General features: G+C 62.1%; 25 protein-coding genes. 13 read left to right on the plus strand and 12 right to left on the minus strand.

From position 1 onward, the window contains the following. The first annotated feature begins 55 nt into the window (after positions 1-55). The 8 genes from S4A8_RS04250 (at position 56) to S4A8_RS04285 (ending at position 6,983) form a co-directional block, all read left to right on the plus strand. The gene (locus S4A8_RS04250) at positions 56-1,492 is read left to right on the plus strand and encodes a glutamate synthase small subunit GltD family protein (RefSeq protein ID WP_293627509.1); all 1,437 of its coding nucleotides are present in this window, start codon (positions 56-58) and stop codon (positions 1,490-1,492) included. 71 nt (positions 1,493-1,563) lie between these two features. Next, positions 1,564-2,283 carry an orotidine-5'-phosphate decarboxylase gene (pyrF, locus tag S4A8_RS04255; protein WP_353219163.1) on the plus strand — a complete coding sequence of 240 codons (720 nt, stop codon included), beginning with the start codon at positions 1,564-1,566 and terminating at the stop codon, positions 2,281-2,283. 113 nt (positions 2,284-2,396) lie between these two features. Then, on the plus strand, positions 2,397-3,443 hold the full coding sequence (gene hemE / locus S4A8_RS04260; RefSeq protein ID WP_353219164.1) for a uroporphyrinogen decarboxylase: 1,047 nt from the start codon (positions 2,397-2,399) through the stop codon (positions 3,441-3,443). A gap of 100 nt (positions 3,444-3,543) precedes the next feature. After that, positions 3,544-4,479 carry a 1-acylglycerol-3-phosphate O-acyltransferase, YihG family gene (gene yihG, locus S4A8_RS04265; protein WP_353179411.1) on the plus strand — a complete coding sequence of 312 codons (936 nt, stop codon included), beginning with the start codon at positions 3,544-3,546 and terminating at the stop codon, positions 4,477-4,479. Beyond that, positions 4,476-5,228 carry an SDR family NAD(P)-dependent oxidoreductase gene (locus S4A8_RS04270; RefSeq protein WP_353219165.1) on the plus strand — a complete coding sequence of 251 codons (753 nt, stop codon included), beginning with the start codon at positions 4,476-4,478 and terminating at the stop codon, positions 5,226-5,228. Before yihG ends, S4A8_RS04270 begins: the two co-directional genes overlap by 4 nt. Beyond that, positions 5,228-5,419, plus strand: coding sequence for a hypothetical protein (locus S4A8_RS04275; protein ID WP_353179415.1), 192 nt, complete (start codon positions 5,228-5,230; stop codon positions 5,417-5,419). Before S4A8_RS04270 ends, S4A8_RS04275 begins: the two co-directional genes overlap by 1 nt. 101 nt (positions 5,420-5,520) lie before the next feature. Further along, the gene (locus tag S4A8_RS04280; protein WP_353219166.1) at positions 5,521-6,384 is read left to right on the plus strand and encodes a cytochrome c oxidase assembly protein; all 864 of its coding nucleotides are present in this window, start codon (positions 5,521-5,523) and stop codon (positions 6,382-6,384) included. Further along, on the plus strand, positions 6,381-6,983 hold the full coding sequence (locus tag S4A8_RS04285) for an SCO family protein (RefSeq protein WP_353219167.1): 603 nt from the start codon (positions 6,381-6,383) through the stop codon (positions 6,981-6,983). Before S4A8_RS04280 ends, S4A8_RS04285 begins: the two co-directional genes overlap by 4 nt. A 958-nt stretch (positions 6,984-7,941) precedes the next feature. Here the strand turns inward: S4A8_RS04285 and S4A8_RS04290 are convergent. Genes S4A8_RS04290 through S4A8_RS04305 form a run of 4 tightly spaced genes read right to left on the minus strand, consistent with a single transcriptional unit; the run spans position 7,942 to position 12,534 of the window. Then, positions 7,942-9,273 carry an MFS transporter gene (locus S4A8_RS04290; protein ID WP_353219168.1) on the minus strand — a complete coding sequence of 444 codons (1,332 nt, stop codon included), beginning with the start codon at positions 9,271-9,273 and terminating at the stop codon, positions 7,942-7,944. 7 nt (positions 9,274-9,280) lie between these two features. Next, positions 9,281-10,498, minus strand: a complete 1,218-nt coding sequence (locus S4A8_RS04295) for a class I SAM-dependent methyltransferase (RefSeq protein ID WP_353219169.1) — start codon at positions 10,496-10,498, stop codon at positions 9,281-9,283. Positions 10,499-10,502: 4 nt separating this feature from the next. Beyond that, positions 10,503-11,276 (minus strand): DUF1365 domain-containing protein, encoded by a 774-nt coding sequence (locus S4A8_RS04300; protein ID WP_353219170.1) that lies wholly within the window; start codon positions 11,274-11,276, stop codon positions 10,503-10,505. Beyond that, complete coding sequence (locus S4A8_RS04305; RefSeq protein ID WP_353219171.1) at positions 11,269-12,534, minus strand: NAD(P)/FAD-dependent oxidoreductase; 1,266 nt, start codon at positions 12,532-12,534, stop codon at positions 11,269-11,271. The genes S4A8_RS04300 and S4A8_RS04305 overlap by 8 nt, the downstream gene beginning before the upstream one ends. 272 nt (positions 12,535-12,806) lie before the next feature. Between S4A8_RS04305 and S4A8_RS04310 the strand changes: the two genes are divergently transcribed. Beyond that, entirely contained in the window at positions 12,807-13,778 is a 972-nt protein-coding gene (locus tag S4A8_RS04310) for a malate dehydrogenase (RefSeq protein WP_353219172.1), read from the plus strand. 75 nt (positions 13,779-13,853) lie between these two features. Here S4A8_RS04310 and S4A8_RS04315 read toward each other — a convergent pair whose 3' ends face one another. Further along, entirely contained in the window at positions 13,854-14,786 is a 933-nt protein-coding gene (locus tag S4A8_RS04315) for a glycosyltransferase family 2 protein (RefSeq protein ID WP_353219173.1), read from the minus strand. A 19-nt stretch (positions 14,787-14,805) separates the two neighbouring features. Then, complete coding sequence (locus S4A8_RS04320) at positions 14,806-15,549, minus strand: glycosyltransferase (protein WP_353219174.1); 744 nt, start codon at positions 15,547-15,549, stop codon at positions 14,806-14,808. Between the two features lie 23 nt (positions 15,550-15,572). On the opposite strand from S4A8_RS04320, the gene S4A8_RS04325 reads away from it, so the two are divergent. Continuing rightward, positions 15,573-16,982, plus strand: coding sequence for a hypothetical protein (locus S4A8_RS04325; protein WP_353219175.1), 1,410 nt, complete (start codon positions 15,573-15,575; stop codon positions 16,980-16,982). Here the strand turns inward: S4A8_RS04325 and S4A8_RS04330 are convergent. The 3 genes from S4A8_RS04330 to glpK all read right to left on the minus strand — a co-directional run bounded on the left by S4A8_RS04330 (position 16,979) and on the right by glpK (position 20,348). After that, entirely contained in the window at positions 16,979-17,734 is a 756-nt protein-coding gene (locus S4A8_RS04330; protein ID WP_353219176.1) for a methyltransferase domain-containing protein, read from the minus strand. The two genes, S4A8_RS04325 and S4A8_RS04330, sit on opposite strands and share 4 nt — an antisense overlap. Positions 17,735-17,746: 12 nt before the next feature. Next, positions 17,747-18,694, minus strand: a complete 948-nt coding sequence (locus S4A8_RS04335; protein WP_353219177.1) for a glycosyltransferase family 2 protein — start codon at positions 18,692-18,694, stop codon at positions 17,747-17,749. 169 nt (positions 18,695-18,863) lie between these two features. Continuing rightward, a complete protein-coding gene (gene glpK / locus S4A8_RS04340; RefSeq protein WP_353219178.1) occupies positions 18,864-20,348 on the minus strand; it encodes a glycerol kinase GlpK in 1,485 nt (494 codons plus the stop codon). Positions 20,349-20,538: 190 nt separating this feature from the next. Here glpK and S4A8_RS04345 point away from each other — a divergent pair, with 190 nt between their 5' ends. After that, positions 20,539-21,522: an alpha/beta fold hydrolase gene (locus S4A8_RS04345; protein ID WP_353219179.1), complete on the plus strand. Its 984-nt coding sequence runs from the start codon at positions 20,539-20,541 to the stop codon at positions 21,520-21,522. After that, the gene (locus S4A8_RS04350; protein WP_353219180.1) at positions 21,512-22,345 is read left to right on the plus strand and encodes a DUF547 domain-containing protein; all 834 of its coding nucleotides are present in this window, start codon (positions 21,512-21,514) and stop codon (positions 22,343-22,345) included. The genes S4A8_RS04345 and S4A8_RS04350 overlap by 11 nt, the downstream gene beginning before the upstream one ends. A gap of 58 nt (positions 22,346-22,403) precedes the next feature. Here the strand turns inward: S4A8_RS04350 and S4A8_RS04355 are convergent, their stop codons facing one another. The 3 genes from S4A8_RS04355 to arsS form a co-directional block, all read right to left on the minus strand. Further along, positions 22,404-23,171: an anti-sigma factor gene (locus tag S4A8_RS04355; RefSeq protein ID WP_353219181.1), complete on the minus strand. Its 768-nt coding sequence runs from the start codon at positions 23,169-23,171 to the stop codon at positions 22,404-22,406. Next, the gene (locus S4A8_RS04360) at positions 23,171-23,734 is read right to left on the minus strand and encodes a sigma-70 family RNA polymerase sigma factor (protein WP_353219182.1); all 564 of its coding nucleotides are present in this window, start codon (positions 23,732-23,734) and stop codon (positions 23,171-23,173) included. Before S4A8_RS04360 ends, S4A8_RS04355 begins: the two co-directional genes overlap by 1 nt. A gap of 190 nt (positions 23,735-23,924) precedes the next feature. Continuing rightward, positions 23,925-24,881, minus strand: a complete 957-nt coding sequence (gene arsS / locus S4A8_RS04365; RefSeq protein ID WP_353219183.1) for an arsenosugar biosynthesis radical SAM (seleno)protein ArsS — start codon at positions 24,879-24,881, stop codon at positions 23,925-23,927. Between the two features lie 109 nt (positions 24,882-24,990). Here arsS and hemB point away from each other — a divergent pair, with 109 nt between their 5' ends. After that, positions 24,991-25,992: a porphobilinogen synthase gene (hemB, locus tag S4A8_RS04370; protein ID WP_353219184.1), complete on the plus strand. Its 1,002-nt coding sequence runs from the start codon at positions 24,991-24,993 to the stop codon at positions 25,990-25,992. The last annotated feature ends 18 nt before the right edge of the window (positions 25,993-26,010 follow it).

A 26,010-nucleotide genomic window follows, 5' to 3' on the forward strand; every position in this document is an offset into this window, starting at 1 on the left:
CGCGCCTGCTCTTCAACAGGCGTGGCGCGGGCTGCGTAACGACTAAAGGTTAGCAATGGCAAAGAATCATTTGCAGTTTCTCGACATGCCGCGCCAGGACCCGAAAAAGGTCGAGGTGCCGGTACGCATCCACGAATTCGCCGAAATCTACGGCCAGTTCGACAAGGAAACCGCCTCCCAGCAGGCCGGGCGCTGTATTTCCTGTGGCAATCCCTACTGCGAATGGAAATGCCCGGTCCACAACTACATCCCGAACTGGTTGAAGCTCGTCAACGAGGGCAATCTGTTCGAGGCGGCCGAACTGTCGCACGCCACCAACACCCTGCCCGAGATCTGTGGCCGTATCTGTCCGCAGGATCGCCTGTGTGAAGGCGCCTGTACGATGAACGACGGCTTCGGCGCCATCACCATCGGCTCGGTCGAGAAATACATCACCGACGAGGCCTTCAAGCAGGGCTGGCGTCCGGATGTCTCGAACGTGGTGTGGACGGACAAGAAGGTCGCCGTGATCGGCGCCGGCCCGGCGGGCCTGGGCGCGGCGGATATCCTCGTGCGCAGCGGCGTCAAGGCCGTGGTGTTCGACAAGTACCCGCGTATCGGCGGCCTGCTCACCTTCGGCATTCCCCCATTCAAGCTCGAAAAGAGCGTGGTCGAAACCCGCCGCGAGGTCATGGAAGGCATGGGCGTGGAATTCCGCCTGGGCTGCGAAGTGGGCAAGGACGTCCAGATCGAAGACCTCATGGAAGAATACGATGCCGTATTCATGGGCATGGGCACCTATACCTACATGAAAGGCGGTTTCCCGGGCGAGGATCTCGACGGTGTGCACGAAGCGCTGCCTTTCCTGGTGGCCAACATCAACCGCGAACTGGGCCTGGAAAAGAATCCGCGCGACTTCATCGACATGCGCGGTGAGCGCGTGGTGGTACTCGGTGGCGGCGATACCGCCATGGACTGCAACCGCACCTCGATCCGCCAGGGCGCCAAGAAGGTTATCTGCGCCTATCGTCGCGACGAAGAGAACATGCCCGGCTCGGCGCGCGAATTTCAGAACGCGCGCGAGGAAGGCGTGGAGTTCATGTTCAACCGCCAGCCGGTGGAGATCGTTGGCGACACCAAAGTCGAAGGTATCAAGGTCGTCACCACCAAGCTGGGCGCGCCGGATGAACGGGGGCGGCGCCGACCCGAGCCGGTCCCGGGCACCGAGGAAGTCATCGAAGCCGATCGCGTGATTATCGCTTTTGGTTTCCGCCCCAACCCGCAGGAATGGTTCGACACGCACAGCGTGGATATCGACGACGGCGGTCGCGTGATTGCCCCCGGCAAGGGTCGCTTCAAGCACCAGACCACCAATCCCAAGATCTTTGCCGGCGGCGATATGGTGCGCGGCTCCGACCTGGTCGTCACCGCGGTGTTCGAAGGCCGGGAAGCCGCCAAGGGCATTCTCGACTATCTGCAGGTCGGCGTCGGCGAATCCGGCAACGCGGCCTGATCGATCGCCTTTTCACGCGGCGCGTCGGCTCTGCCACGCGCCGCGAACTAGACCGCTGACTGGAGCACGCCTTGCGCCCCATTGCCGATATCGACCGCCTCATCTTCGCGCTCGACGTACCTGACGCCGAGGCCGCGCGTGCACTGGTCGACCAGCTGGGCGATGCAGTGAATTTCTACAAGGTCGGCCTCGAACTGGCCATGGCGCCGGGCTATTTCGAACTGGTCGACTGGCTCAAGGCACGCGGCAAGAAGGTTTTCGTCGACGTGAAGCTGTTCGACGTGCCGGCGACGGTTGCCGCCGCCGTACGCCGGCTATGCGCGCGCGATATCGACTTCATCACCGTGCACGGCAACCAGCAGGTCATGGAAGCCGCCGCCGAGGCGCGCAGCGGCAGCTCGCGTATTCTTGCGGTCACCGCCCTCACCAGCCTCGACCAGGGCGACCTGGACGACATGGGCTTTGCCTGCGATATCGAATCGCTGGTGCTTTCCCGTGCCAAGCGGGCTCTGGAGGCCGGCTGCGACGGCGTGATTTCGTCGGGCATGGAAGTCGCCAACCTGCGCGCCCACGCGCCCGAGAAGCTGATCGCGGTTACCCCCGGCATTCGCCCTGTCGCCAACGACGAAGGCGAGCCCGACGATCAGAAACGGGTCATGACGCCCACGGCAGCGATTGCCGCCGGCGCGGACTATCTGGTGGTGGGCCGGCCGATCCGTAATGCCGACGATCCGCGCGCGGCCGCAGTCGCAATTCAGCGCGAAATCAGCCAGGCGATCGCCGCCCGCTAGCCGCGCGCCAACGCCTGAACAGGCCGGCGGTATGCCCCGCCCGGCCAAGCCGTTAAACTGCGCGCCGTCCCATTCTTCGCGCGGCCGAGCGTCGCGTGCGTTGCGAGTGCCTTATGTCCCACGATCGTCTGCTGCGTGCGCTCAAGCGCGAACCCGTCGATGTCACCCCTGTCTGGCTCATGCGCCAGGCCGGTCGTTACCTGCCCGAATACCGCAAGCTGCGCGAACAGGCCGGCAGCTTTCTCGACCTGTGCCAGAACCCGGAGCTGGCCTGCGAAGTCACGCTGCAACCGTTGCGACGCTTTGCCCTCGACGGCGCGATCCTGTTTTCCGACATCCTCACGATTCCGGAAGCCATGGGTCTGGGCCTGCATTTCGTGGCCGGCGAAGGCCCGCATTTCCATCATCCGGTGCGCACGCCCGATGAGATCGCGAAATTGCGCGTACCGGATATCGAGGAAAGCCTCGGCTATGTCCCGGCCGCCGTGCGCCTGATCCGCCGCGAACTCGACGGCAAGACACCGCTGATCGGCTTTGCCGGCAGCCCGTGGACGCTGGCCACCTATATGGTTGAAGGCGGGCCGTCGAAAAACTATCAGCACATCAAGGCGTTGATGTACAACGCGCCCGAGTCGCTGCATCAGCTCATGGATATCCTCGCGCGCTCGGTCGCGGCCTATCTCAATGCCCAGATCGCAGCGGGCGCCCAGGCCGTGCAGATATTCGATACCTGGGGCGGCGTGCTCACCCCGGCAGCCTATCGTGAGTTTTCGCTGGCCTACATGCAGCGCATCGTCGAACAACTCGACGACACGCCGGACGGCAGCAAGGTGCCGGTCATTCTGTTCACCAAGGGCGGCGGCCCCTGGCTGGAAGCCATGGCCGCCACCGGCTGCGATGCGCTGGGCCTGGACTGGACCATCGATATCGACGAAGCGCGGGCGCGCGTGGGGGACAAGGTCGCCCTACAGGGCAATCTCGACCCGGCCATGCTCTATGCCAAGCCCGAGGTCATCCGTGAAAACGTGGCCGATGTGCTCAACCGCTTCGGCGATCATCCGGGCCATGTGTTCAACCTTGGCCACGGGGTCACGCCGCAGGTCGACCCCGACCATGTCGCAGCCCTGGTGGACGCCGTACACGAGTTTTCCGCGCGCTGAGCGATAAATCGGGCCAGTCCCACGCGGGCCGGCTTGGCCTTGTCATCGGCAACCGTTACATTGCCGACATCGTTTCTTCAAAGCTGTGTACGACGCCTGTATGAAGCGCGCGCTACAAAACATTCGCGGGGCGATCGCCATCGCGGGCATGGTGCTGGTCACACTGATCGGCTTCATTCCGCTATTGCCCACCAGTCTGGTCAAACTGCTCGCGCCGTGGCCGGCCGTGAAAAAACCGGCCACCCACGCCGTGCTCTGGGTGGCACGCTGGTGGGCGCGTGGCATCAATGCCTGCATTCTGGGCATGGGTCGCACCCGCGTGAGCTACGATCAGCAGGTGCCCGACGATCCGCATGGCCGCTATGTGGTGATCTCCAACCACCAGTGCTGGGCCGACGTGATGCTGCTATGTCACGTCATCGAACCGCAGCTGCCCTTCCCGCGCTACTTCATCAAGGAACAGCTGCGCTGGCTGCCGGTCGTCGGCATGGCTTGCTGGGCGCTGGATTTTCCGTTCATGAAACGCCACAGCCGCGCCGAAATCGAAAAGAACCCGGCCCTGCGCACTCGGGACATGGAAACCGTGCGCCGCTCCTGTGAAACCTTTCGCGACTGGCCGGTCACCATCGTCAATTATGCCGAGGGCACGCGCTCGAACGCCGCCAAGCGCCGGGCGGTGAACTCGCCCTACGAAGCGCTGATGCCGCCCAAGGCCGGCGGTACCGCCTTTACCCTGAACGCCATGCACGACGTGCTCGATGGCGTGCTCGACATGACCGTGGCCTATGTGAACACGCCCGAGCCGAAGTTCTGGGACATGCTCTGCGGGCGTATCGACGAAGTCGTGATCCGCGTACGCCGGCTGGATGTTCCCAGCGATCTGCTCGAAGGCGACTACATGGGCGATGCCGACTACCGCAATCGCTTCAAGCGCTGGCTCGAACAACTCTGGGCCGAAAAGGATATCGAGGTCGCAGCGCTACAGGACCCGCGCCGGTCCGCGACGCGTTTCTCACAGGTGGATAAAGCCTCGTGAGCGGCCCGCATGTAGTCTGGATTACCGGCGCGAGTTCGGGCATCGGCGCGGCCCTGGCCCGCGAGATGGCCGCCAACGGCTGGCAGGTCGCCGCCAGCGGGCGTAACCGCGAACGCCTCGATGCACTTTGTGCTGACGCACCCGACGCAATCCATGCCTTCGTGCTCGATGTCACCGACGGCGCGGCGAATAACGAAACGGTCGCCGCGATCGAACGACAGCTGGGCCCGATCGACCTTGCCGTGTTCAATGCCGGCATCGGTAGCCAGTTTTCGGTCACTCGCTTCGACGCCGCCGACGTCCAGGATCGCATGGCCGTGAACTACGGCGGCGCGGTCAACGGCATCGGCGCGGTGTTGCCCGGGATGCTCGCGCGCGGCGCTGGCCAGATCGCGCTGACCGCCAGCGTAGCGGGTTTTCGCGGTTTGCCCGGGGGCGCACCCTACTCGGCCTCAAAAGCAGCGATGATCGCGCTGGCCGAAGGGCTCAAGCTCGATCTGGATAGTCACGGTATCGCCGTGAGCGTGATTACACCCGGTTTCGTGCGTACGCCGATGACCGAGAAGAACCGGTTTCCCATGCCGTTCATGGTCGACGCCGACGAGGCAGCCCGGCGTATCCGTCGCGGCCTGGCCGCGAAACGCTTCGAGATCACGTTTCCACGCCGTTTGTCCTACATACTCAAGCTCATGCAGCGCCTGCCGTATGCGCTGTATTTTCCCATCATTCGTCGTGTCGCGAGGCTCTAATGAATACCGTCATCTGGGTTGTCATCGTCATCGCGCTGCTGGTTGCCGCCTTGGGCATCGTCAATTGGGTTCGCGCCCAGATCGCGGCGAGTCGAGAAGATCTCAAGCATGTCGATCGCAGCAAGCTGCGTAATCTCGACGACGACGCCTGGGCCGAAGAGGAACGCGAAAAGGACGACTGGAAAAGCTAAAGCCCGCGTTCGTCCGCCGCCGCGCCCACCGGCGTAGAATAGCGGCTGGCGTGCGCCCGCGACGGGCGCCTGTGTGCTTTAGTTTCAACCCAGGCGATCGTATGACCGACGAGATCATTCGCTGGCTCACACCCTGGGAGCCCCAGCCGGTGTTGATCGCGGTCTTTGCCCTCGCCGCGCTGTGTTATGTGCGCGGGCTTGCCCGGCGGCGACGCATACGCGATATCGCGCCGGCTATCGCTTTCGGTATCGGGCTGATCAGCATGTATGTCGTCATGCAAACGCATGTCGACTACTACGCGCAGTACATGTTCTTCATCCACCGCGCCCAGCATCTGATCCTGCACCATCTCGGCCCGTTTCTGATCGCGCTGTCCATGCCTACCGCCGTGCTCGCCGCCGGCGCGCCGGCCTGGCTTAATCGCGGCGTGCGCGGGATGGGCGAACTACCGCCCGTGATGGCCTGCTACCGGTTCGTGCAGCACCCGTTCATCAGCGCGTTGCTGTTCGTGGGCCTGATCTATTTCTGGCTTACGCCTTCGATTCATTTCACCGCCATGCTCTCGGCACGCGACTACTGGCTGATGAATCTGTCCATGGCGGGCGATGGCCTGCTGTTCTGGTGGTTCATGCTGGACCCGCGCGCGCCGGGCACCACGCGTACCACCTATTCCACCGGCCTGCGCATCATCGTGCTGTGGGCGGTCATGCCGCCGCAGATTGCGCTCGGCGCCTATATCGCGCTCGCGCCGGATACCGTTTATGACGTGTATGCGGTCTGCGGGCGCGCGTTTCCGATCTCGCCGATCGTCGACCAGCAGCTGGGCGGGCTGATCACCTGGATACCGGCAGCCATGATGAGTGTTGTGGCAACGCTCATCCTGTTGCGCTTCGGCTTCATTCACGAACGGCGTGCGACAACCGCGCAAGGCAGCGGCGCGCCGGTCAAGGAACCCGTGACATGACTGTGTACAAGTTGTTTTCCCGTGTCTTGCTGAGCACCCTGCTGGGCATCGCTGTAACAGCCTGCTCGGGCGGCGCCGACTACACCGCGCATGACATCACCGGCGTAATGCCCGATCTCGAATTCAAGCTGTCCAACGAACAGGGCGAGGCCGTTACGGCCGACGACTACGACGGAAGGCTGAAGCTACTGTTCTTCGGCTACACGAACTGTCCAGATATCTGCCCGGCCACGATGGCGCGTATTCGTGCCGCGCTGGGCGGCCTGGACGAACAAGACCGCGACGATATCGACGTACTGTTTTTGAGCGTCGATCCCAAGCGCGACACACCCGAGCGCCTGCAACGTTTCACTTCCAGCTTTGGCCCCAATATGGTGGGCCTGACCGGCACCCAGGAACAGCTCAAGGCACTTACCAAGCGTTACCGGGTCACCTACGGCTACGGCGAGCCCAACGACAACGGCTTCTATCTGGTATCGCACAGCAGTGCGATCTTCGTGTTCGGCCCTGACGATCGTTCCCGCTTGCTGATCAACCAGCAGGAAAGCGTGGATGAAATCACCGCGGACCTGAAAACCCTGCTCGGCCAGCTCGACTGAACGGATCTGCGCAAATAGTCGAGCGCGCGCTGATCTGAAAGAATCGGCTTAAGTCCGCAGATTCATTTTCTAACAAACCTGGCTCTTGAGGGTCTTTACCCTCTCTGCACGAAGGCGTTCTTCGGTCATTCGTCCGCAGATCGACACAGATCAACGCAGATCAAGACCGTGTGTTTGATCTTGGCCGTTCGCCGGTTCCGATTACGAACAAAGTTGAGAATCGAGCACAAGCGCTCAGCATCCGCTGTTCAACCTAACTGACTTGCGCTTTATTCGCGTCTCTTCGCGTTAATTTGCGGAGAGTATTCGCCTTTCACATCTGCGTGAATCTGCGTCGATCTGCGGATACGTCTTCCAGAAACGAAGCGCTTGGCAAAGGGGAGGCACCGCGGGTCGAGGTTACCCCAAACTACCTGTTTTACGCCTTATTTGCGTATATTCGCGTTTATTTGCGGACAATATCCTTTCTAGAACGCACCCGGCTGATCTGCGCGGCTCTGCGTCGGCCAGCGGGTGCTTCTTTATGAGAAACGCAGCGCTTGATGGCGGTTAGCGCCTCTGCGCGAAGGCATTGTCCGATTATTCGTCCGCAGATCGACACAGATCAACGCAGATCAAGACCGGGTGTTTGATCTTGGCCGTTCGCCGATTCCGATTACGAGCAAAGTTGAGAATCGAACACAAGCGCTCAGCATCCGCTGTTCGACCTGACTGACTTGCGCTTTATTCGCGTATCTTCGCGCTCATTTGCGCAGCGTAGTCGCCTTTCACATCTGCGTGAATCTGCGTCGATCTGCGGATACCTCTTCTAGAAACGAAGCGCTTGGCAAAGAGGAGGCACCGCGGGCCGAGGTTACCCCAAACCACCTGTCTTATTTGCGCATATTCGCGTTCATTTGCGGACAATATCCTTTCTAGAACGCACCCGCAGGCGTTTGGTAGAAGTCCGATCAGGTTGTTAGCGTGCGGCCCGTTCGCTACGCCCGATACGCTCCTGCAATTCGGCATGACGACGCCGGTCCAGCGGAAAGTCCCACATCATGGCGACCACGCCGAGCTTGATCGCCACTGGCAGCAGCCCGTAGAGCACGGCGAGCGTCCAGAGCGCGACGGCGTCGTTGTCCTGGCCGGCATCGAAACCGGCCAGCCAGAGCACCGGATAGGCAATCCCGAGCGCGATCGCAAAGGCCAGCTTGGTGGCCATGCCCCAGAGCCCGAAATACAACCCGGCACGTCCGTCGCCACCGGCGGCCGTGTCTTCGTCGATCACATCGGCCTGAATCGAGGCCGCAATCGCCTGATCCACGCCCAGACAGGTGCCGCCGAGCACGCAGATGAGGCCGTAGCCGATATAGTCGCCCTCGCCCAGCGTGAGCGTGAAGATGAACACGAAGCTCACCCACAGCATGGAGGCACACCACAGCCGATGCTTGCTCCAGTTGCGCCCGATTTTCAGCCACAGCGGCAGGCCGAGCACGGCCGACAGGAAATAGATCGCCAGGAAAATGCCGCCTGTGATTTCGCTGCCGCCCAGAATCGCGGTCACGAAGAACAGAAACAGCGCCGCGGGCAGGCCATTGGCTGCGCCATTGAGCAAATAGGCGATCAACAGCCGCGTAAACGGGCGATTGGATTTGAGCAGATCCAGGCTTTCACGCCAGCGGATTTTCGAGGCATTGACGCCATCCGGTTCGCGCACCCGCCAGAGAAACAAACCGGTAGCGATCGGTAGCGCGACGAGCAAGAACATCGCAATCGCGGCCAGACCCGCCGCCGCACCGCCCACAAAGCGCTGCGCAAGGGCCGGCAGCATGATGGCGACCAGTGTGCCGAGCACGAAAAAGCCCTCGCGCCAGGCGGTGATACGCGAACGCTCGTCGTAGTCGGCCGACATTTCCGCGCCGAGCGTCGTATACGGCAGATAGATCAGCGTCCAGCCCAGATAGGCGAGCATGCTCCAGATCAACAGATAGGCCGCGCCGGCATTATCCGGCGGCACGAACAGAAACCAAGCCGCGAGCATGAGTAGCGGCGTACCGGCCGCGATCCAGGGTCGGCGGCGGCCGAAACGGGTCTGCAGTCGGTCCGAGGCGCTGCCGATCACCGGATCGGTGACCACATCGAACAGACGCGCGGCAAAGATGAGCACGCCGACCAGGCCGGTATTCAAACCCGGCATCTGCGCATAGAACGGCGGCAGATAGACCGTCAGCGGCAACCCGAGCGCTGCCAGCGGCAGCCCGAGCAGGCCATAGGCCGCCAGACGATCCATTGCGGTACGGGCGCTCATGCCTGCCTCAATCGCGTTGCAAGGCGATCTGCATCAGATCGATATTGCCGGAGGTAAAACCGGCCGCGCAGTAGGCCAGATAATAGCGCCACATGCGGTAGAAGGCGCTGCCGCGTTCGGTGATGATGGTATCCGCGGCGGCGCGTACCGAGGCGTCCCAGCGCATGAGCGTGCGCGCATAGTCGCCGCCGTAGAAATCGGTTTCGCGTACGCGCAGACCCTGGCGCTCGGCCTGGTCGCAGAAAACGCTGGGCGAGGCCAGCATGCCGCCTGGAAAGACATATTCCTGGATGAAATCCACGTTGGCGCGGTAATAATCGAAACGCGTGTCGTCGATGGTAATCGCCTGAATCGCGGCCTTCCCGCCCGGCTTGAGCGCGGCCTGGATGGCGGCGAAATAGGTCGGCCAGTAGGCCTCGCCCACGGCTTCGTACATTTCGATCGACACCACATGATCGTAGTGACGCTCGACATCGCGATAATCGCGCAGCTCGAAGCGCAGACGATCCGACAGCCCGGCCGCCTGGGCGCGCTCGCGGGCAAAACGCAGCTGTTCGTTGGACAACGTCAGGCCGGTCACATGGCAATCGGCATGGGCGGCCGCATAGCGGGCAAAGCCGCCCCAGCCACAGCCGATCTCCAGAATATGATCGCCGGACTTCACATTCAGGCGCTCGAGCAGGCGCGCGTACTTGCGTTGCTGGGCATCGGCCAGCGGCTCGTTTGCGTCGGCAAAAATCGCGCTCGAGTAGGTCCAGGTCTCGTCCAGCCATTGGGCATAGAAGTCGTTGCCCAAATCGTAATGGTAGGCAATGTTACGGCGCGAGCCACGACGGGAATTGCGCCGCAGACGATGCCGGATGGCGCTCATCAGGGTGTAGATATGCTGCAGCCGGGAAAAATCGGGCTCGAGGGCGTCTTCGTTGAGATGCAGCAGATAGATGAGCTTGGCCAGATCGTCGGCGTCCCACTCGCCGGCCATATAGCCTTCGGCAAAGCCAATGGAACCGGCCTTGAACAGGCGCGTAACCATCGCTGGCGAATGCATGATCAGCCGGGCCGACGGGCCCTCGCGCTCGCCGGCGAAAATCGCGGTGGATCCATTGGGCAGACGTACTTCCAGCCGCCCGGTATGCAGCCGGTCCAGGCGCTTGACGACCTGGCGCTCACGCCAGTTGCTCGGGTCGCCGCTTTGAATGGTCGCGCCCTGGTGTCGCATGGTCATCGTGTCAGGAGACATTCTCGTGGTTCTGCTCGGGTTTTCGGTGAAACACGGCACCACGCAGCCAGAGCTTGAACGCCTGCCAGTGGATCGCCGCGACGACCTTGATCGTCATCAACGGTACGCGGCAAACCGCTTTGAGGATGTTGGCCGTGGTCAACGCCCGGCGTTCGCCGGTGAGGGTGGTGGCGATGCGCATGTGCTCGCCGTCGGCTTCGAACAGGCGAATACCCATGCCCAGCTGCTCGCCGGGCTCGGCGAAATGAAACCGATAACCCCCACTGCGATCGAAAAAAGGCGATACGTGAAAGGCTTTGGCCTTGTGCTGGGCCGCGCGCCAGCTCATGGGCGCGCCCTGCTCGTGCAGCACGTAGAAATGATGCTCGCCAAAGGTGTTGTGAACCTCGACCACGATGGCGCGCAGCGAGTCGTCGGCATGTTCGCAATAGAACACGCTGATGGGATTAAAACCGTAGCCGAGCACGCGCGGCATGGTCAGCAATTGCACACACCCGCCAGCCAGGTCGATACCCTGATCGCCGAGCAATGTATCGAGCCAGAGGCGTAGGTTCGCGCCCGCCTCGTGCGGGCCGTGGTCGGCATCGTTGAACGACAATACGTTGAAACGATTGCGCGAAATCAGCGGCGACGCGGCACAGGCCTGATCGATGGCATCGATATCCAGCAGCAGATAGAAACTGCGATAGCCAAAGCGATAGCGCGGCGGGCCCGGGCGCCGGTGCATCACACGGCAACGATACAGAACGCCCGCGCTAGCCATCGCGCCCGCTCCAGGGCACATCGACACCCAAACCTCGCGCCACACGTACCGCCGAGGCCAGCCCGTCCTCATGAAAGCCGTAGCCACACCACGCGCCACAGAACCAGGCCCGGTTGGCGCCCTGAATCTCGTCGAGACGGGCCTGCGCGGCGATGGCTTCGCCATCGAAAACCGGATGCGTGTATTCGATCTCGCGAATGACATGGCGCGGTTCGGGTTCGATGCGCGGATTCAGGCTGACCACGTACTCGCGCTCGCCGGCAATCGACTGCAGCCGGTTCATCCAGTAACTCACGGTCACACGCTGATTTTCGACGCCGTCGCGATCAGCCAGATAGTTCCACGCCGCCCACACGCGGCGTCGACGCGGCAACAGCGCGGTATCGCTGTGCAGAACCGCACGGTTGGGCTGAAAGCGAAACGCCGACAGCAGCGACGCTTCGCGCGCGCTGGCATCGGCAAGCATCGCGCGGGTCTGATCGGCATGGCAGGCAAAGACCACCTGATCGAAGGTTTCGGTTTTGCCGCTGGCCAGCGTCACATGGGCACCGTTTTCGTCGCGGCGTACCCGCTCGACCGGCGTGGCCAGCCGCAGCCGTGAACCCAGGCGTTTGGCAATCGCCTGCACATAGCGCTGACTGCCACCGACGATCGTCTTCCATTGGGGCCGGTTCGATAGCTCCAGCAGGCCATGATTATCGAAAAAACGCAGAAACGCCCCGACCGGGAACGCGCGCATATCCGCCGTCGGCGTGGACCAGATCGCCGCCGCCATGGGCAACAGATAGCGCGCGGCGAACGCATCGCTATAGCCATGACGGTCGAGAAATTCGCCCAGCGATACGGCCGGCAGGGCATCGGTTTCGATCAGCTGTCGGGCCTGACGATTGAAGCGCAGGATATCGGCGATCATGCGCCAATGGCGCGCATCGAACAGCCGGCTCTTCTGCGCGAACAGGGTGCGCCAGTTATCGCCCGCCCATTCGATCGCGCCATCGGCAATAGACACCGCGAACGACATATCGCTGGGCCGCGTATCGACTGCCAGCTCGTCCAATAACGACTCGAAAAACGGGTAGTTACGATCGTTGAGTACGATAAAGCCGGTATCCACCGGCTGCTCGCCCGCCATGACCGTATTGGCATGCCCACCGGCCCGGTTCGCGGCTTCGAATACGGTGAGTTCCGCGCTGCCATCGAGCAACCAGGCGGTACCCAGCCCGGCAATCCCGCTGCCCACGATCGCGATTCGCTGCATGTCGTCCTTTTTATCAAGCACTGGGGCAAGTCGAACCCTTGGATACGGCCCACGATCGGCTACGGATGCGATCGGTTTTTACCCGTTTTGGTGTTTCGGCTATGCTTTGCGACCGACTTTGGAAACGGCGTGGATGCAAATACGCTCGCTGTCGCACGATCGCCCGATAGTGTATCGAAATCGGGCACCGGGGCCGCAGCCAGTCAGGCCGCGGTGCGATTCGCACGAATGTCCACGTTTGTCTTCAACCCTTCATTTACAAGGAGCGCACCATGAAAGAACCCGTACGCGTAGCCATTACCGGCGGCGCCGGCCAGATCAGCTATTCGCTGATTTTTCGTATCGCCGCCGGCGACATGCTCGGCCCGGATCAGCCCGTAATCCTGCAGTTGCTGGAAATCCCGCCGGCCATGGATGCGCTCAACGGCGTGATGATGGAAGTCAACGACTGTGCCTTCCCGCTGGTCAAGGACATCATCGGCACCGACAAGCCCGAAGAAGCCTTCAAGGACGCCGATATCTGCCTGCTGGTCGGCGCCAAGCCGCGCGGCAAGGGCATGGAACGCTCCGACCTGCTCAAGGCCAACGCCGACATCTTTTCGGTGCAGGGCAAGGCCATCAACGATCACGCCTCGCGTGACGTCAAGGTGCTGGTGGTCGGCAACCCGGCCAATACCAACGCGCTGATCGCGGCCAGCAATGCGCCGGATCTCGACAAGGGCCAGTTCACGGCCATGATGCGCCTGGACCACAACCGCGCCCTGTCCCAGCTGGCCCAGAAGACCGGCACCCAGGTCACCGATATCGACAAGATGATCGTCTGGGGCAACCACAGCGCGACCCAGTACCCGGATATCAGCCATGCCACCGTCAACGGCAAGGCCGCGCTCGATCTGGTCGACCGCCACTGGTACGAAAACGACTTCATCCCCACCGTACAGAAGCGCGGCGCGGCCATCATCGAGGCCCGTGGCGCCTCCAGCGCCGCCTCGGCGGCCTCGGCGGCCATCGACCATATCCACGACTGGGTGAATGGCTCGAAAGGCATTGTGTCGATGGGTATCCCGGCCGACGGCAGCTACGGCGTGGAAGAAGGCATCATGTATTCCTACCCCGTGACCTGCAAAAACGGCCAGTACGAAATCGTTCAGGATCTTGAGATCGACGAATTCAGCCGTGACCGCATGAAGCAGACCGAAGACGAGCTGCGCAGCGAGCGCGAAGCGGTTTCCGAGCTGCTGTAAATCGCAACCATCGCAGGCGCGTGAACACGCGCCACGCCAACTGGAAAGCCGCGTCCGTTCAGGACGCGGCTTTTTTTATGTCTGCGCCTGTCGCCGCATCTGATCGAGATAGCCGCGCCGATAGTGATACTTCATGCCGATCTCGTAGCGCTTGAGCGGCGGCGCATTCGCACTCAGACGATAGCGTAGCCATTGCTTGGCCAGCCGAGTCCACAGCGCCAGCGACGCCCCGGCCAGCTGTACGCCGCCTGTTCGCGGGTACAGATAGGCATTCTTGCGTCCGCGCCGGTAGGCCCCCTGGAAAAGCACCGGCAGGGTCAGTTGACCGGTATGCACATAATGCGTAATGACGGCGTCAGGGACATAGACACAACGGTGGCCTTGCGCCATCAACGCCTTGTTCAGATCGGTATCCCCGCCCTTGATATAGTCCGGCGTGCCGTCCGGCCCCACGTTTTCGTCGAAACGCCGCTCCCCTAGCGCGCTGCGGCGTATCGTCATGTTCGCGCCGAGCGCAGGCACGTCGGTCGGGCCTTCCTGCTCGCGCGGTCGATAATGGCCACAATGCCGTTCGATGATCGCTTGTCCAGCCGCGCCCTCGAGCCAGCCCGGCACATCGCCCACAAGATGGGCCACCACGGGACCACAGAACAAATCCGCATCGGGCCAGTCCCGGGCAGCTCGCCACAAGCTGGCTAGCCAGCGCGCATCGATGCCCACATCGTCGTCGGTAAATGTCAGCAAGGCCCCGCGAACGTGATCGAGTGCATGATTCTGTGCCTTGCACTTGCCCGGTTTGTCGTAGCGCAACACCACGAGTGGCAACTCGGCGACGGCACTTTCGAGAACCTGCGTAGTTGCGTCGGTACTGGCGTTGTCGACCACGATCAATTCCCAGTCGAACGCGATATCGCGCTGATCGGCGAGCGCCGACAGGGTCACAGCGAGCTTCTCGGCCCGGTTACGCGTCGTGATCACGACACTGATGGCGACTTCTTTCACAGCCATGACAGCGACTCGACGCATTCTAACGATGCGCGCGACGTTCGCGCCGGGCGCGACGCCGGCGGCGCAACTCGGCTCTGAGCCGCTGGATGAAAGATTCCCCCACGTCGGGAACATGGTGGCCACGGCCGACGTCTCGTGCCGCGCCCTCTTCCAGGGTCACACCATAAAAACCCAGTTCGTGGTACGCATAATTGATTTCGAGCTCGTGTCCGACATCGTTGAATGGTTTGATGCGCTCATAATCGGCCAGACGGCGCAAGCTTGGGTTAAACGTGAAGCCGTACCAAGTGTGGTTGCGCGAGGTTTTGGGCAATACGCGCCGATACATCACGTTGTCGTCGGTATACCGTATCCGCTCTTCGAACTTATGCCGGTTACCTTCCCAGAGGTTGCGTAGCCAGACGGTGATCGCACCCGGATCGTGTTTGAGTACCGATAACGAATCCTCCATGAAACCGGACCGGAAAAACTCGTAATCGTCTTCGCAGTGAAAGATATAAGGCGTATCGACCTCGGCATAAGCGCGGTCCACGCTGCGTATCTGGCCCAGCCGCGGCTCGTTGAACAACACCGTATCGAACAGATCGCCAAAGCGTTGCTCGATGAAATCGAGCATGTCGCGATCACCGGAGTCCTCGATCAGGATATAGCGGGCGATTGGATACGTATTGTGGGCCACGAAACTGTCGATCGTTCGCGCCAGCAACTCGGGCCGACCGCAGCTGGTGAGGACAAATGTAATGCCGTCTCGGGTCAAGGTCATAGATTCGTTCTCGAATATCATTCGTGGCAGCACAGGGCTGGACGCAAGCCCGGACAAACCTGGAATACGCTCTGGGCCTTATACGGCCTGCGTATAATCACAGAAAACTCCTTGCCTGTTCCAGCATGAACCGCGATACACCGATCGACCGACAAGCCCTGGCTGAAACACTGCACTACGGGGTACCGATAAATCGACCCGTGCCCATCCAGGGCCTACCCTTCGAGGTCGATACCCTGAAGGCGGCCAGACAGCGTCGGCGTCAGCCCGAACCCTCCCAGGACAAGCTGCTCGCGCAGGGTGCCGACCTCTGGAACCATATCTGCCGAAAGGCCGCGAATCACGCCACACGCCCATTGTTACTACCACTGAGCGCCGGTCTGGACTCGCGCGCCGTGCTCGGCGGGCTGCGAGCCTGCGGCGCGTCTGTCAAGACCGCAACCTACGGTGTACCGGGCGCCTTCGATTACGAAATTGCGCCCCGCATCGCAGCTCAAGCAGGCGTTGCCAACGAACGAATCGACCTGACACGAACACAGCTATCGCGAGCCGCACTGCTTGATGTTGCCAAGAGTGAGCCATCGCCATCGTTGGTGATCGACATGTTTTTCAATGCGCAGATCGCATGGCGTTACGGCCAGGAGTTCACCTACATCAATGGCTTCTGTGGCGACGCCTTATCGGGCAAGCACCTCGACAAGGGTGCCAGCGGCAACTGGCAGCAAGCCCGGGAATCGTTCGTGGCGTGGCATCAGGCAAGCCGTACCATCAAGCTCACCGATGAGGATATGGTGCCAATCGATGCGCTTCCGAGCGCGCCATTCGTCGATATGGACCTCATGAGCCCGCTCGAGCAGCTGGATCACGCGATCCGCCAACAACGCCTGGTCCGCCCGGTCGTCTGCCCGGCCGGCTACGAAGTGCTCAGCCCGTTTCTGGACCCCGAATGGTGTGCCTTCATACTCGGTCTACCGGACGCACTACGCCGCGATCAGCGTTTTTTCATCGCCCTGTTCCAGTACAGCTATCCCGAACTTTTCGCACTACCGACTACCGCAAGCGGCGGTCTGCCGTTGGGCGCGAGCGACGCTGAGATTCGCCGCTATCGAAAGAAGCTGCGGCGGCAACGTCGGCTCCGGTCACGCCTGAGTCATATCATTCCGAACATCCATGTGCCGCCGGCCGATCGCCGCTGGCAATATCTGGATTTCCGGAACGAACTTCGCCGAGACAGTACCGTGGCCGCGTTATTCGATGAAAGCATGGCTCGGCTCGACGACAGCGAACTCGTACCCTGGATCGACGCGCAGGGCATATTACGTCGACATCGAGAGGAAAAGACGGATCATTTCAAGGCACTGAATGTGCTGTTCAACCTCGAACTGCTGCTCGATGCTCGGCCCGACCTGTTCAAGCCCTCGTCGTCCGACTAGCCGTGAATACGTGATCTGATCGCACGCCGAAACAGTTTCCATGATCCGCCCAGGGTCTGATCCTTCTGGATCTGGGCCCTAAGGCGCTGGGTGATCGACGAAAACGCGATCGGGTGAACAATCGAGAACGGTTTCAGTACGTGCGGCGGTGCTTCCAGACTCAGTTCGTCCAGGCGTGATCTTGCGACCAAAAGTATCGCGTTCTGGCGATACCATTCCGCGATCTCCTCATCATGCCAAATATGGGGCCGTATCACGTCCAGCCCCACATAATCGTGCGCCGCGAAACGTTCCAGCCAGTACTCGATCCACTGCTCGTTGATGTGGTGACGCCCACCCTGGCCCGGGATGGCGGCCGAGAAGAGAATGCAATCGGATAGCCCGGTGAGCGATGCGACGAACGTATTCGCGGCGGAATCGGGCAGGTGTTCGGCGACCTCCAGCGATAGCGCCAGGTCATATCGTTTCGCCGGCGGCGTGATCGGCGTGGTCAGATCGTGATGCGAAAAACAGTCCGTCGGTATCTCGAGGTGCTGGGTGTCGACCCATTCGCCTTCGAAGCCATGGATATCCGAAATGCCGCGTCGCTTGATTTCAGACAGCCAGGTGCCCACGCCGCAACCCACGTCGACGGCGGACTCCACAGGCGGCAGCACCGCGAGCGCCAGTTCGAGAATGCGACTGGACGCGGTCACGGTACGCGCGTGGCGGTCCTGATAGAAGGTATCGGAATAGACGGCTTTGGATGGCATGGAATCGGTATCTCAATCGTGATTGTCGTGAGTTAAGCGGATCTGGCGGGCGCGCAGTTCATGAACCTGGCCCAACCGAAACTGGTAGGTAATGCCCCGCTCGATGCACGCGCGCTTCTGTGCGGACTGCAAACGTCGGCATAGCTCATAGCGTAGCCCGGAACGCAGCGTGGCCAACCACAGTTTGAGCGGCGCCCCGCGCCAGTACAGCTTCGGCGTTTTCTTGGCACTGGGCAGATAAACCTGGCCACGGCCCTTCTTGTAGGCCCGCGAAAGCAACCAGTCGGCGTTCGTCTGGTCGGTACGCACCACGTGGGCTACCCGCGCCTGGGGCACGTAGATATAGCGATGACCACGCGCCGCCAAGCGACGCAGAAAGTCGCCCTCGCCACCCATGGCATAGCTGCCGGTTTGCGGGCCGAGCTGTTCATTGAAGCGCATGCCCTGAAACGCCGCCCGGCGCACCGCGAAGCTCGGGCCATAGGGATGCCGACCTACGGGCCCTTCCTGGTCGGCTGGTTGGTAACGTGCAAAGGCCGTGGTGGCAAACTCGAAATCGGGCGAGGTCATCCAGGCCGGCGTATCGGCGGGAAAGCTGGGCTCGATCCGCGCACCGAAGATGACATCGTCCGGCCAGCGCTGTGCCGCCTCGATATAGGCGCGCATACAGTCGGGCTCGGGCAGTACGTCGTCGTCGGTAAAGATGACGAGCTCGCCCGACAGCCGATCCATGGCCACGTTGCGCGCACGATTCTGGCCGACACCGTCGGCATGCAGATAAGTGATCGGCAAGTCCCGACGCGCCTGCTCGATGACCTCGGCGGTTGCATCCGTACTGCCGTTGTCCACGATCAGCAGTTCCCAGTCCAGTCCTTGCGTATCAAGCGCCCGGTAGCATTCGAGCGTGCGCTCGAGCTGGGCAGCGCGATTGCGCGTGGCGAAAAGAATGGATACATCCATGGCTGGCTTTCTGGCTCGTTCTATCGTCAGTAAGACATCCAACCGACCATTCGATCAGCCGGGCCGCAGCGTGCGCACGTGATTGCGAGCAGCGTATCGGATACGCCTATTATCGGTGCGTCGGGCCCGCGCTGCCAGGCCGCGCGCTGATGTCCCGGTGATCCGGTGATTATCCGCGCACCCGGGCCACGGCTTCGCACCAGCCCTCATACAGCGCATCGACTTCCGCCGCGCTTTTTTCGACGTCAAAATGCTGTTCGGCACGCCAAAGCTCGGCGATCGCGTCGAGCGAATCGTAGAGCCCGACCTGCAAGCCCGCCATATAAGCCGCGCCCAGTGCCGTGGTTTCGATCACTTCGGGGCGTTCGACCGGCGTTTGCAGGATATCGGCCAGACAGCTGCAGACCAGATCGTTGGCGACCATGCCGCCATCCACGCGCAGCTCGCGCGGCGGCTCGGCGTCGTCACCGATCGCATGAACCAGATCGCGGGTCTGATAACAGGTGGATTCGAGTGCGGCGCGTACGATCTGCTCGATGCCGGTATCACGGGTGAGCCCCAGAATCGCACCGCGGGCTTCCGGGTCCCAGTAGGGTGCGCCCAGGCCGGTGAAGGCCGGCACAAGATAAACGCCACCGGTATGGTCGACCGAGGACGCCAGCGCCTGGGTTTGCTCGGCCTCTTCGAACATGTGCAGCGCATCGCGCAGCCATTGAATGGCGGCACCAGCGACGAAGATAGAGCCTTCCAGGGCATAGGTGGTACGCCCGCCGAGGCGATAGGCGACGGTCGTCAACAGCCGATGGCGCGAGGCGACAGCCTGTTCGCCGACATTGAGCATGAGAAAACAGCCGGTGCCATAGGTCGATTTCGCCATGCCGGGCTTGAAACAGGCCTGGCCGACGAGTGCGGCCTGCTGGTCGCCGACCATGGCCGCGATGGGGATGGGCGAGCCGAACAACTCCGGGTCGATGGTGCCGAAATCGGCCGCGGTATCGCGCACCTCAGGCAATAACGCACGCGGGATATCAAAAAACGTCAGCAGTTCGTCGTCCCAGGCCTGATCACGGATATTGAACAACAACGTGCGCGAGGCGTTGGTCGCATCGGTCGCGTGGACCGCGCCGCCGGTCAGGTGCCACAGTAGCCAACTGTCGATGGTGCCAAAGGCCAGCTCGCCGGCCTCGGCGCGCTCGCGGGCACCGTCGACGTTATCGAGCAGCCAGGCGATCTTGGTGGCCGAGAAATACGGATCGAACAACAGGCCGGTCTTGTCCTGCAGCCACTGTTCGGTTTGGGCGTCGGCCAGCTCGCGACAGCGATCGGCCGTGCGCCGATCCTGCCAGACGATCGCGCGGGCAATCGGCTCGCCGGTGGCGCGATCCCAGATGACCGTCGTTTCCCGCTGATTGGTAATACCGCAGGCAGCGATATCGCTGGCTTCAAGCCCGGCATCGTCGATAGCCTCGCGGCATACGGCGATCACGTCGGCGCGAATCGTATTCGCATCGTGCTCGACCCAGGCTTCCTGTGGAAAATACTGCTGGAACTCGCGCTGGGCGCGCCCACGGATATGGCCCTGACTGTCGAACACGATGGCACGACTGCTGGTCGTGCCCTGGTCGATGGCAAGCAGATGGTCAGCGCGGCTCATGGGCAAACGCCCCAGACATCGTTCATGGACGACTCTCCTTTACGACACACGGCATAGGCAATCGCACGGGCCTGCGAACCCGGCCGGGTCCTACGCGCCCGGAAACAAAAGGCCTATACACCACTGGATCGCGGGCTTGTTTCTATGGAAGGATGCAGCTTTACGCGCTGCATGCCATACAGGTCAACCGTTGACGTACGAATCCGAGCAGGTCAGCACCGACAGCCCCACCCGGCTGGTGGCCTATCGTTGGCCCGCACAGCAACCCACACGCGCCTGTCTGATCATCGTGCATGGCATGGCCGAACATGCCCGCCGCTATGCGCACCTGGCGGAGGACCTGGCCGCCGCCGGCATCGAAGTCCATGCGTTCGATCTGCGTGGCCACGGGGCGACCACCGCCGCCGTGGATCACGGCGATCTGGGCGAACGTTGCGACTGGCAAACGCTGATCGAGGATGTCGAGCGTATTCGCCAGCGCGCCGCAGCGCGCACGCCGCGCGTACCGATCTTTCTGTTCGGCCACAGCCTGGGTTCGTTCATCGCGCTGGCCGTACTTGCCCAGTATGGCGAGGCCTATGCCGGCGCGATTCTCAGCGGCAGCGATCGACCCAACCCGCTGGCCGGTCGCGCGGCGGCGGTACTGGCACGAATTGAATGTGCACGCATCGGTGCCCACACGCGAAGCCAGGCATTACAGCGGTTGATCATCGGCGCCTACGATCGCCGTCTGGCGCGCTATTACGGCACCCTGCGCAGCAATGCCTGGCTATCCACCGACGATTCGGCCGTGGATGCCTACGAGGCCGACCCGGACTGCGGGTTTGCGCTGTGTGCCGGCGCCTGGCATACGGTTCTGTGCGGCATCGCGCGTAGTGCCAGTGCCTACGGCCTGCGGCGTGTGCCCATGGCACTGGGGCTGTTGGTCATCGCCGGGCGCGACGATCCGATGGGCAATTTCGGGCGGGGCCCGCAGCGCATGGCACGGGCCTGGGCAGCGGATGGCCAACGCGATCTCGAACTGCGGCTCTACGATTCGCGCCGCCACGAGTTGCTCCACGACCAACACGCCGATACCGTAATCGCCGATATTCGCCGCTGGCTCGATGCGCGTATACCGCATGCGCCAGCGCATACCCGCACCCCATTCGAGGAGTCCGTCGATGCGTCGTAGTGTCGTGGCACTGATCGTGCTATGTCTGTGGAGTACCGCAGTGCTGGCCGCGCCGGCAGCGAAACTGTGGCCGCGATGGCAGGCGCACGACGAGAATTCGACCGCGACGATCGACCACAGGGCGTTCGATGATTTCCTGCGTACTTACGTCGTCGCGCACGAACACGCGCCCAATGGCGTGCGCTATGGCCAGGTCAGCGATGCCGACCATCAACGCCTCGAACGCTATCTCCAGGCCATGCAGCAAATCGATATCGATGGCTACAACCGCGACGTCCAGCGCGCCTACTGGATCAACCTCTACAACGCGCTCACGCTGGATCTGGTGCTCGATGCCTATCCGGTCGATTCCATCCGCGATATCGGCGGCAGCGTGTTGTCCTCCGGGCCCTGGAAGAAAAAACGGCTACGTATCGACGGCGAAAAAGTCAGCCTGAACGATATCGAACACCGCATCCTGCGCCCGATCTGGCACGACGGTCTGACCCACTACGGCGTCAACTGCGCCTCCTTGAGCTGTCCGGACCTCGCTACGCGCGCCTATACCGGCAAAAACGTCTACACCCTGTTACGCGAGAACGCACGCGACTATGTCAACAGCCCCGCGGGCGTACGCTTTACGGATGACGACGAGCTGATCGTGTCGAAAATCTTTGACTGGTACGGGTCGGATTTCGGCGACAGCGACCGGGCAATCATCAGCTATCTACGCCGCTTTGCCGGCCCACAGCGCTCGCTACGCCTGGATATGCGCCAAACCATCGACGGCTATGCCTACGACTGGGCGCTTAACGACGAAGCCGCGATCGAAGCCGACGAATAAACCCCTACGCCGCCCCGCCCCCTGACCAGCGCAAACGCGTGGCCGCGCAATCGCCTGATCAACCGGTACGCCGGGCAATCGGCGAGGTCCACATGAGTTTGCCGCTGGGCGCTGCGGCCTGCGCCTTGGTTGTCGCATCTTCCATCGACACCATGAGCTGGGCCGGCTCGTCCATGTGCCTGGCCGCGCTATCCGAGACCACCATTTCATGGTCGCCATGCGTATTCGGCCACTTGCCGAGCAGCACCGGTTCGCCGTTCTTCGGCTTGAGCCAGGCGCGCAGCACCTTGCCTTCGGGCACATCGTAATCGCCCATGGCGACCACGCTCATCTTGTGACTATTGGCATGCGCAGTGACCAGCCAGCTCATCCCGGTCGACTCGTCGTAGACCATGCTGGCATACGCGGGCGCCGCGGCGGCCCCGGGTTCGTCGCCACGCTCGGTGGAACCGGTAAACAGCAACCCGGCCATCACCAGCGCCGCGGTCGATGCCACCAGGGCCAGACCACGCCACAGCCCCACGCTGCGATCGTTGGCCGCGGGCTGTCGCGCGGCAACGGGCACTGCCGAACGTGTCGCCGTCGGCGTTGCGGTTTTCAGGCCGAGTTCTTGGGTGATCCGATCCCAGACCGCCGCCGGTGGCTCCGCGGGGCGTAAGGCAAGCGCCAGTGCGCCCAGCCGTGTCTCCCAGTAGGCCAACTCACGGCGCGCGCCGGCATCATGCATGAGCCGGGTTTCAAAACGGCTGCGCTCACGCCTATCGAGCGTGCCGAGTACGTACTGCGCCGCCTCCAATATACGTTGCTCGTGTTCGGACTCGGCCATTACGCACGCTCCGCGAGACATTCGCGCAGCCGTAGAAGGCCGCGGCGTATCCAGCTCTTGACCGTGCCCAGCGGCGCATCGAGGCGCTCGGAAAGCTCCTGGTGCGTCAGGCCTTCGTAGTAGGCCAGCAGCACGCTATCGCGTTGCTGGGGTTGCAGGGTTTGCAAACAGACGTTGATCGCATCCAGCGACTGCTGGTTTTCGTTTTCCTCAAGCGGCGAGAGGGACTGCTCGTCTTCGAGCAGCGTCGCCACCATGTCGGGTTCCTCGGGCATGGCCACTTCCGGGCGTTTGCGCCGGAGTACGTCCAGCGCACGATAACGCGCGATCGACAACAGCCAGGTCAACGGCGCGCCGCGTTCGGGCGTGTAGGTATCGGCCTTCTGCCAAACGCGCACATAGGCATCCTGGAGCGCATCCTGCGCGCGTTCGGGATTACGCAGAATACGCAATAGCAATGCATAGAGTTGCGACGACGTCGCCGCATACAGATGCTGAAAGGCCTGTTCGTCGCCGCGGGCGGTGGCGGCGAGCCATTCGGTGAGCTGGTCGCGTTCAGCCATGGGCGCACCCATCTTCGGCCACCGGCGCCAATGCGTCGACGCGCGCCTGAACGACGACAGACGCTACGTCGAAACGACACGCAAAAACGCTTGCGCTAGTCATGCATGGACTCACTATTAGTCGATCCGCCTAGTCTGGCGGGAAAATGGGCGCGGCTCAATTGCCGCACAATCCGGATAACGGCATGCGCTAGTTGAGCGCGCCGCCACAGCTACTGCCCTGGCCGGCGGTACAGCCGTAGCAGTGATCGCCCACGGCGATCGCACGACCCGCGAAGTCGTAATCGACCAGTTCACGCAGGTGGGTCGCCCCGCCGCCGGCCAGTGGCATGCTCAGCATCTGGTTGAAATCGCAGTCGTAGACATAGCCCTGCCAGTCCACACTGATCAGCCCGCGACACATGACGCTGGCAAGGTTATCCGGGCGATGCGCGCTGCGCAGCAGTTGCATGTATTCGCCCATGCGCTGTTCGCGCAGCAACATATGCGCATAGCGCTTGATCGGCATGTTGGCGAGTGTGAACAGGTGATCGAACACAATGCCAAAACGATCGGCCAGAAACCGCTTGTAATCCTGCTCGAGCGTATCCTGCGGCGGCGGCAGCGACGGCGAACCCGGGTTGTAGACAAGGTTGAGCGTCAGCCCGCTATCGGGCTGGCCGTAGCCCAGCGCATTGAGCTTTTGCAGCGCGGCGATACTGTCGTCGAATACGCCCTTGCCGCGCTGGGCATCGACATTGTCGGCGGTATAGCAGGGCAGCGAGGCGATCACTTCGACTTCGTGCTCGGCAAGAAACGCCGGCACCCATTCATAATCGGGCTCCTCGATAATCGTGGGGTTGCAGCGATCCATCAGATGCACGCCAAGCGCCTTGGCGTCACGCATGAACTCACGAAAACGCAGATGCATTTCCGGCGAGCCACCGGTGACATCCAGGGTCTGAATATTCTGAGCCGCGATGAATTCGAGGGCCGTATCCATGGTCGCCGCGTCCATGAGCTCGGTTCGCTTGGGCCCGGCCTCGACATGACAATGCGTACAGGCCAGGTTGCACAGATAACCCAAATTCATCTGCAATGTATGCAGTCGATCCCGCCGGATCGGCGGGAAATCGGTCGTGGCCGCGCTTGTTGTCATCGGGCGCATGGCACCGCCTCGCGCTTGATTAGGTTGTGCACAATGTTAGCAGGAGTTGAAAGCTGCATAAGGCATACGCATATCGTGAAGCACCCGATTGATTGAGCGCAGGTTTATCATGCCCCACACGTTTCCCGGTCACTATCCTGCTACCCGCATGCGCCGCGGTCGCGCAAGCGACTTCGCTCGGCGTTTGTCGCGCGAAACCCGGCTGTCGGTCGACGATCTGATCTACCCGGTTTTCGTGACCGAAGGCGAGCCGGTCGATGTCGCCGCCATGCCCGGCGTACAGCGACATACCCTCGAGGGGCTGTTGCGTGAAATGACCGATGTGGTCGCGCTCGGCATTCCGGCGGTCGTGCTGTTTCCCGTGATCGATGCCAGTAAGAAGACGCCGGACGCAGAAGAAGCCGCCAACCCGGATGGGCTGGTACCGCAGGCGATTCGCGCAATCAAACGTGAATTCCCGCAGCTCGGTGTCATGACCGATGTCGCGCTCGACCCTTATACCAGCCATGGCCAGGACGGCGTGATCGACGACAACGGCTATGTGCTCAACGATCCGACCATCGATATTCTCGTGCGCCAGACCCTGGCCCATGCCGATGCCGGCGCGGATATCGTGTCGCCCTCGGACATGATGGACGGGCGTATCCAGGCCATGCGCAACGCGCTGGAAGACAAGGGCCACGTAAATACGCTGGTCATGTCCTATGCGGCCAAGTTCGCCTCCAGCCTGTACAACCCCTTTCGCGAAGCGGTTGGCTCGGCGGCCAATCTCGGCAAGGCCGATAAGCGCACCTATCAGGTCGACCCGGCCAATACCGACGAAGCCCTGCGCGAGGTCGCGCTCGATCTCAAGGAAGGCGCGGACATGGTCATGGTCAAGCCCGGTCTGCCCTATCTCGACATCATTCATCGGGTGAAGCAGACCTTCGGCGTGCCGACCTTCGCCTACCAGGTGTCCGGTGAATACGCCATGCTCAAGGCCGCGATCGACAACGGCTGGCTGGACGAACGCGCGGCTGTACTCGAGTGCCTGGGCAGCTTCAAACGGGCGGGTTGCGACGGCATTCTGACCTATTTCGCCAAGGACGCGGCACGCTGGCTGGCCGATTGACGCGGCCGGCCGCAGATC

The sequence above is a fragment of the Salinisphaera sp. S4-8 genome (assembly GCF_040361235.1).
Lineage (GTDB): Bacteria > Pseudomonadota > Gammaproteobacteria > Nevskiales > Salinisphaeraceae > Salinisphaera.

Bases quoted from the DNA above. Each gene is read 5' to 3' on its own strand.
- hemE (WP_353219164.1), top strand. From the start codon at position 2,397: ATGTCCCACGATCGTCTGCTGCGTGCGCTCAAGCGCGAACCCGTCGAT.
- S4A8_RS04295 (WP_353219169.1), bottom strand. From the start codon at position 10,498: ATGACCATGCGACACCAGGGCGCGACCATTCAAAGCGGCGACCCGAGC.
- S4A8_RS04315 (WP_353219173.1), bottom strand. From the start codon at position 14,786: ATGGCTGTGAAAGAAGTCGCCATCAGTGTCGTGATCACGACGCGTAAC.
- glpK (WP_353219178.1), bottom strand. From the start codon at position 20,348: ATGAGCCGCGCTGACCATCTGCTTGCCATCGACCAGGGCACGACCAGC.
- S4A8_RS04360 (WP_353219182.1), bottom strand. From the start codon at position 23,734: ATGGCTGAACGCGACCAGCTCACCGAATGGCTCGCCGCCACCGCCCGC.
- S4A8_RS04310 (WP_353219172.1), top strand. From the start codon at position 12,807: ATGAAAGAACCCGTACGCGTAGCCATTACCGGCGGCGCCGGCCAGATC.
- S4A8_RS04300 (WP_353219170.1), bottom strand. From the start codon at position 11,276: ATGGCTAGCGCGGGCGTTCTGTATCGTTGCCGTGTGATGCACCGGCGC.
- S4A8_RS04350 (WP_353219180.1), top strand. From the start codon at position 21,512: ATGCGTCGTAGTGTCGTGGCACTGATCGTGCTATGTCTGTGGAGTACC.
- S4A8_RS04355 (WP_353219181.1), bottom strand. From the start codon at position 23,171: ATGGCCGAGTCCGAACACGAGCAACGTATATTGGAGGCGGCGCAGTAC.
- S4A8_RS04280 (WP_353219166.1), top strand. From the start codon at position 5,521: ATGACCGACGAGATCATTCGCTGGCTCACACCCTGGGAGCCCCAGCCG.
- S4A8_RS04320 (WP_353219174.1), bottom strand. From the start codon at position 15,549: ATGACCTTGACCCGAGACGGCATTACATTTGTCCTCACCAGCTGCGGT.
- arsS (WP_353219183.1), bottom strand. From the start codon at position 24,881: ATGCGCCCGATGACAACAAGCGCGGCCACGACCGATTTCCCGCCGATC.
- S4A8_RS04335 (WP_353219177.1), bottom strand. From the start codon at position 18,694: ATGGATGTATCCATTCTTTTCGCCACGCGCAATCGCGCTGCCCAGCTC.
- S4A8_RS04330 (WP_353219176.1), bottom strand. From the start codon at position 17,734: ATGCCATCCAAAGCCGTCTATTCCGATACCTTCTATCAGGACCGCCAC.
- S4A8_RS04275 (WP_353179415.1), top strand. From the start codon at position 5,228: ATGAATACCGTCATCTGGGTTGTCATCGTCATCGCGCTGCTGGTTGCC.
- S4A8_RS04285 (WP_353219167.1), top strand. From the start codon at position 6,381: ATGACTGTGTACAAGTTGTTTTCCCGTGTCTTGCTGAGCACCCTGCTG.
- hemB (WP_353219184.1), top strand. From the start codon at position 24,991: ATGCCCCACACGTTTCCCGGTCACTATCCTGCTACCCGCATGCGCCGC.
- S4A8_RS04250 (WP_293627509.1), top strand. From the start codon at position 56: ATGGCAAAGAATCATTTGCAGTTTCTCGACATGCCGCGCCAGGACCCG.
- S4A8_RS04305 (WP_353219171.1), bottom strand. From the start codon at position 12,534: ATGCAGCGAATCGCGATCGTGGGCAGCGGGATTGCCGGGCTGGGTACC.
- yihG (WP_353179411.1), top strand. From the start codon at position 3,544: ATGAAGCGCGCGCTACAAAACATTCGCGGGGCGATCGCCATCGCGGGC.
- S4A8_RS04290 (WP_353219168.1), bottom strand. From the start codon at position 9,273: ATGAGCGCCCGTACCGCAATGGATCGTCTGGCGGCCTATGGCCTGCTC.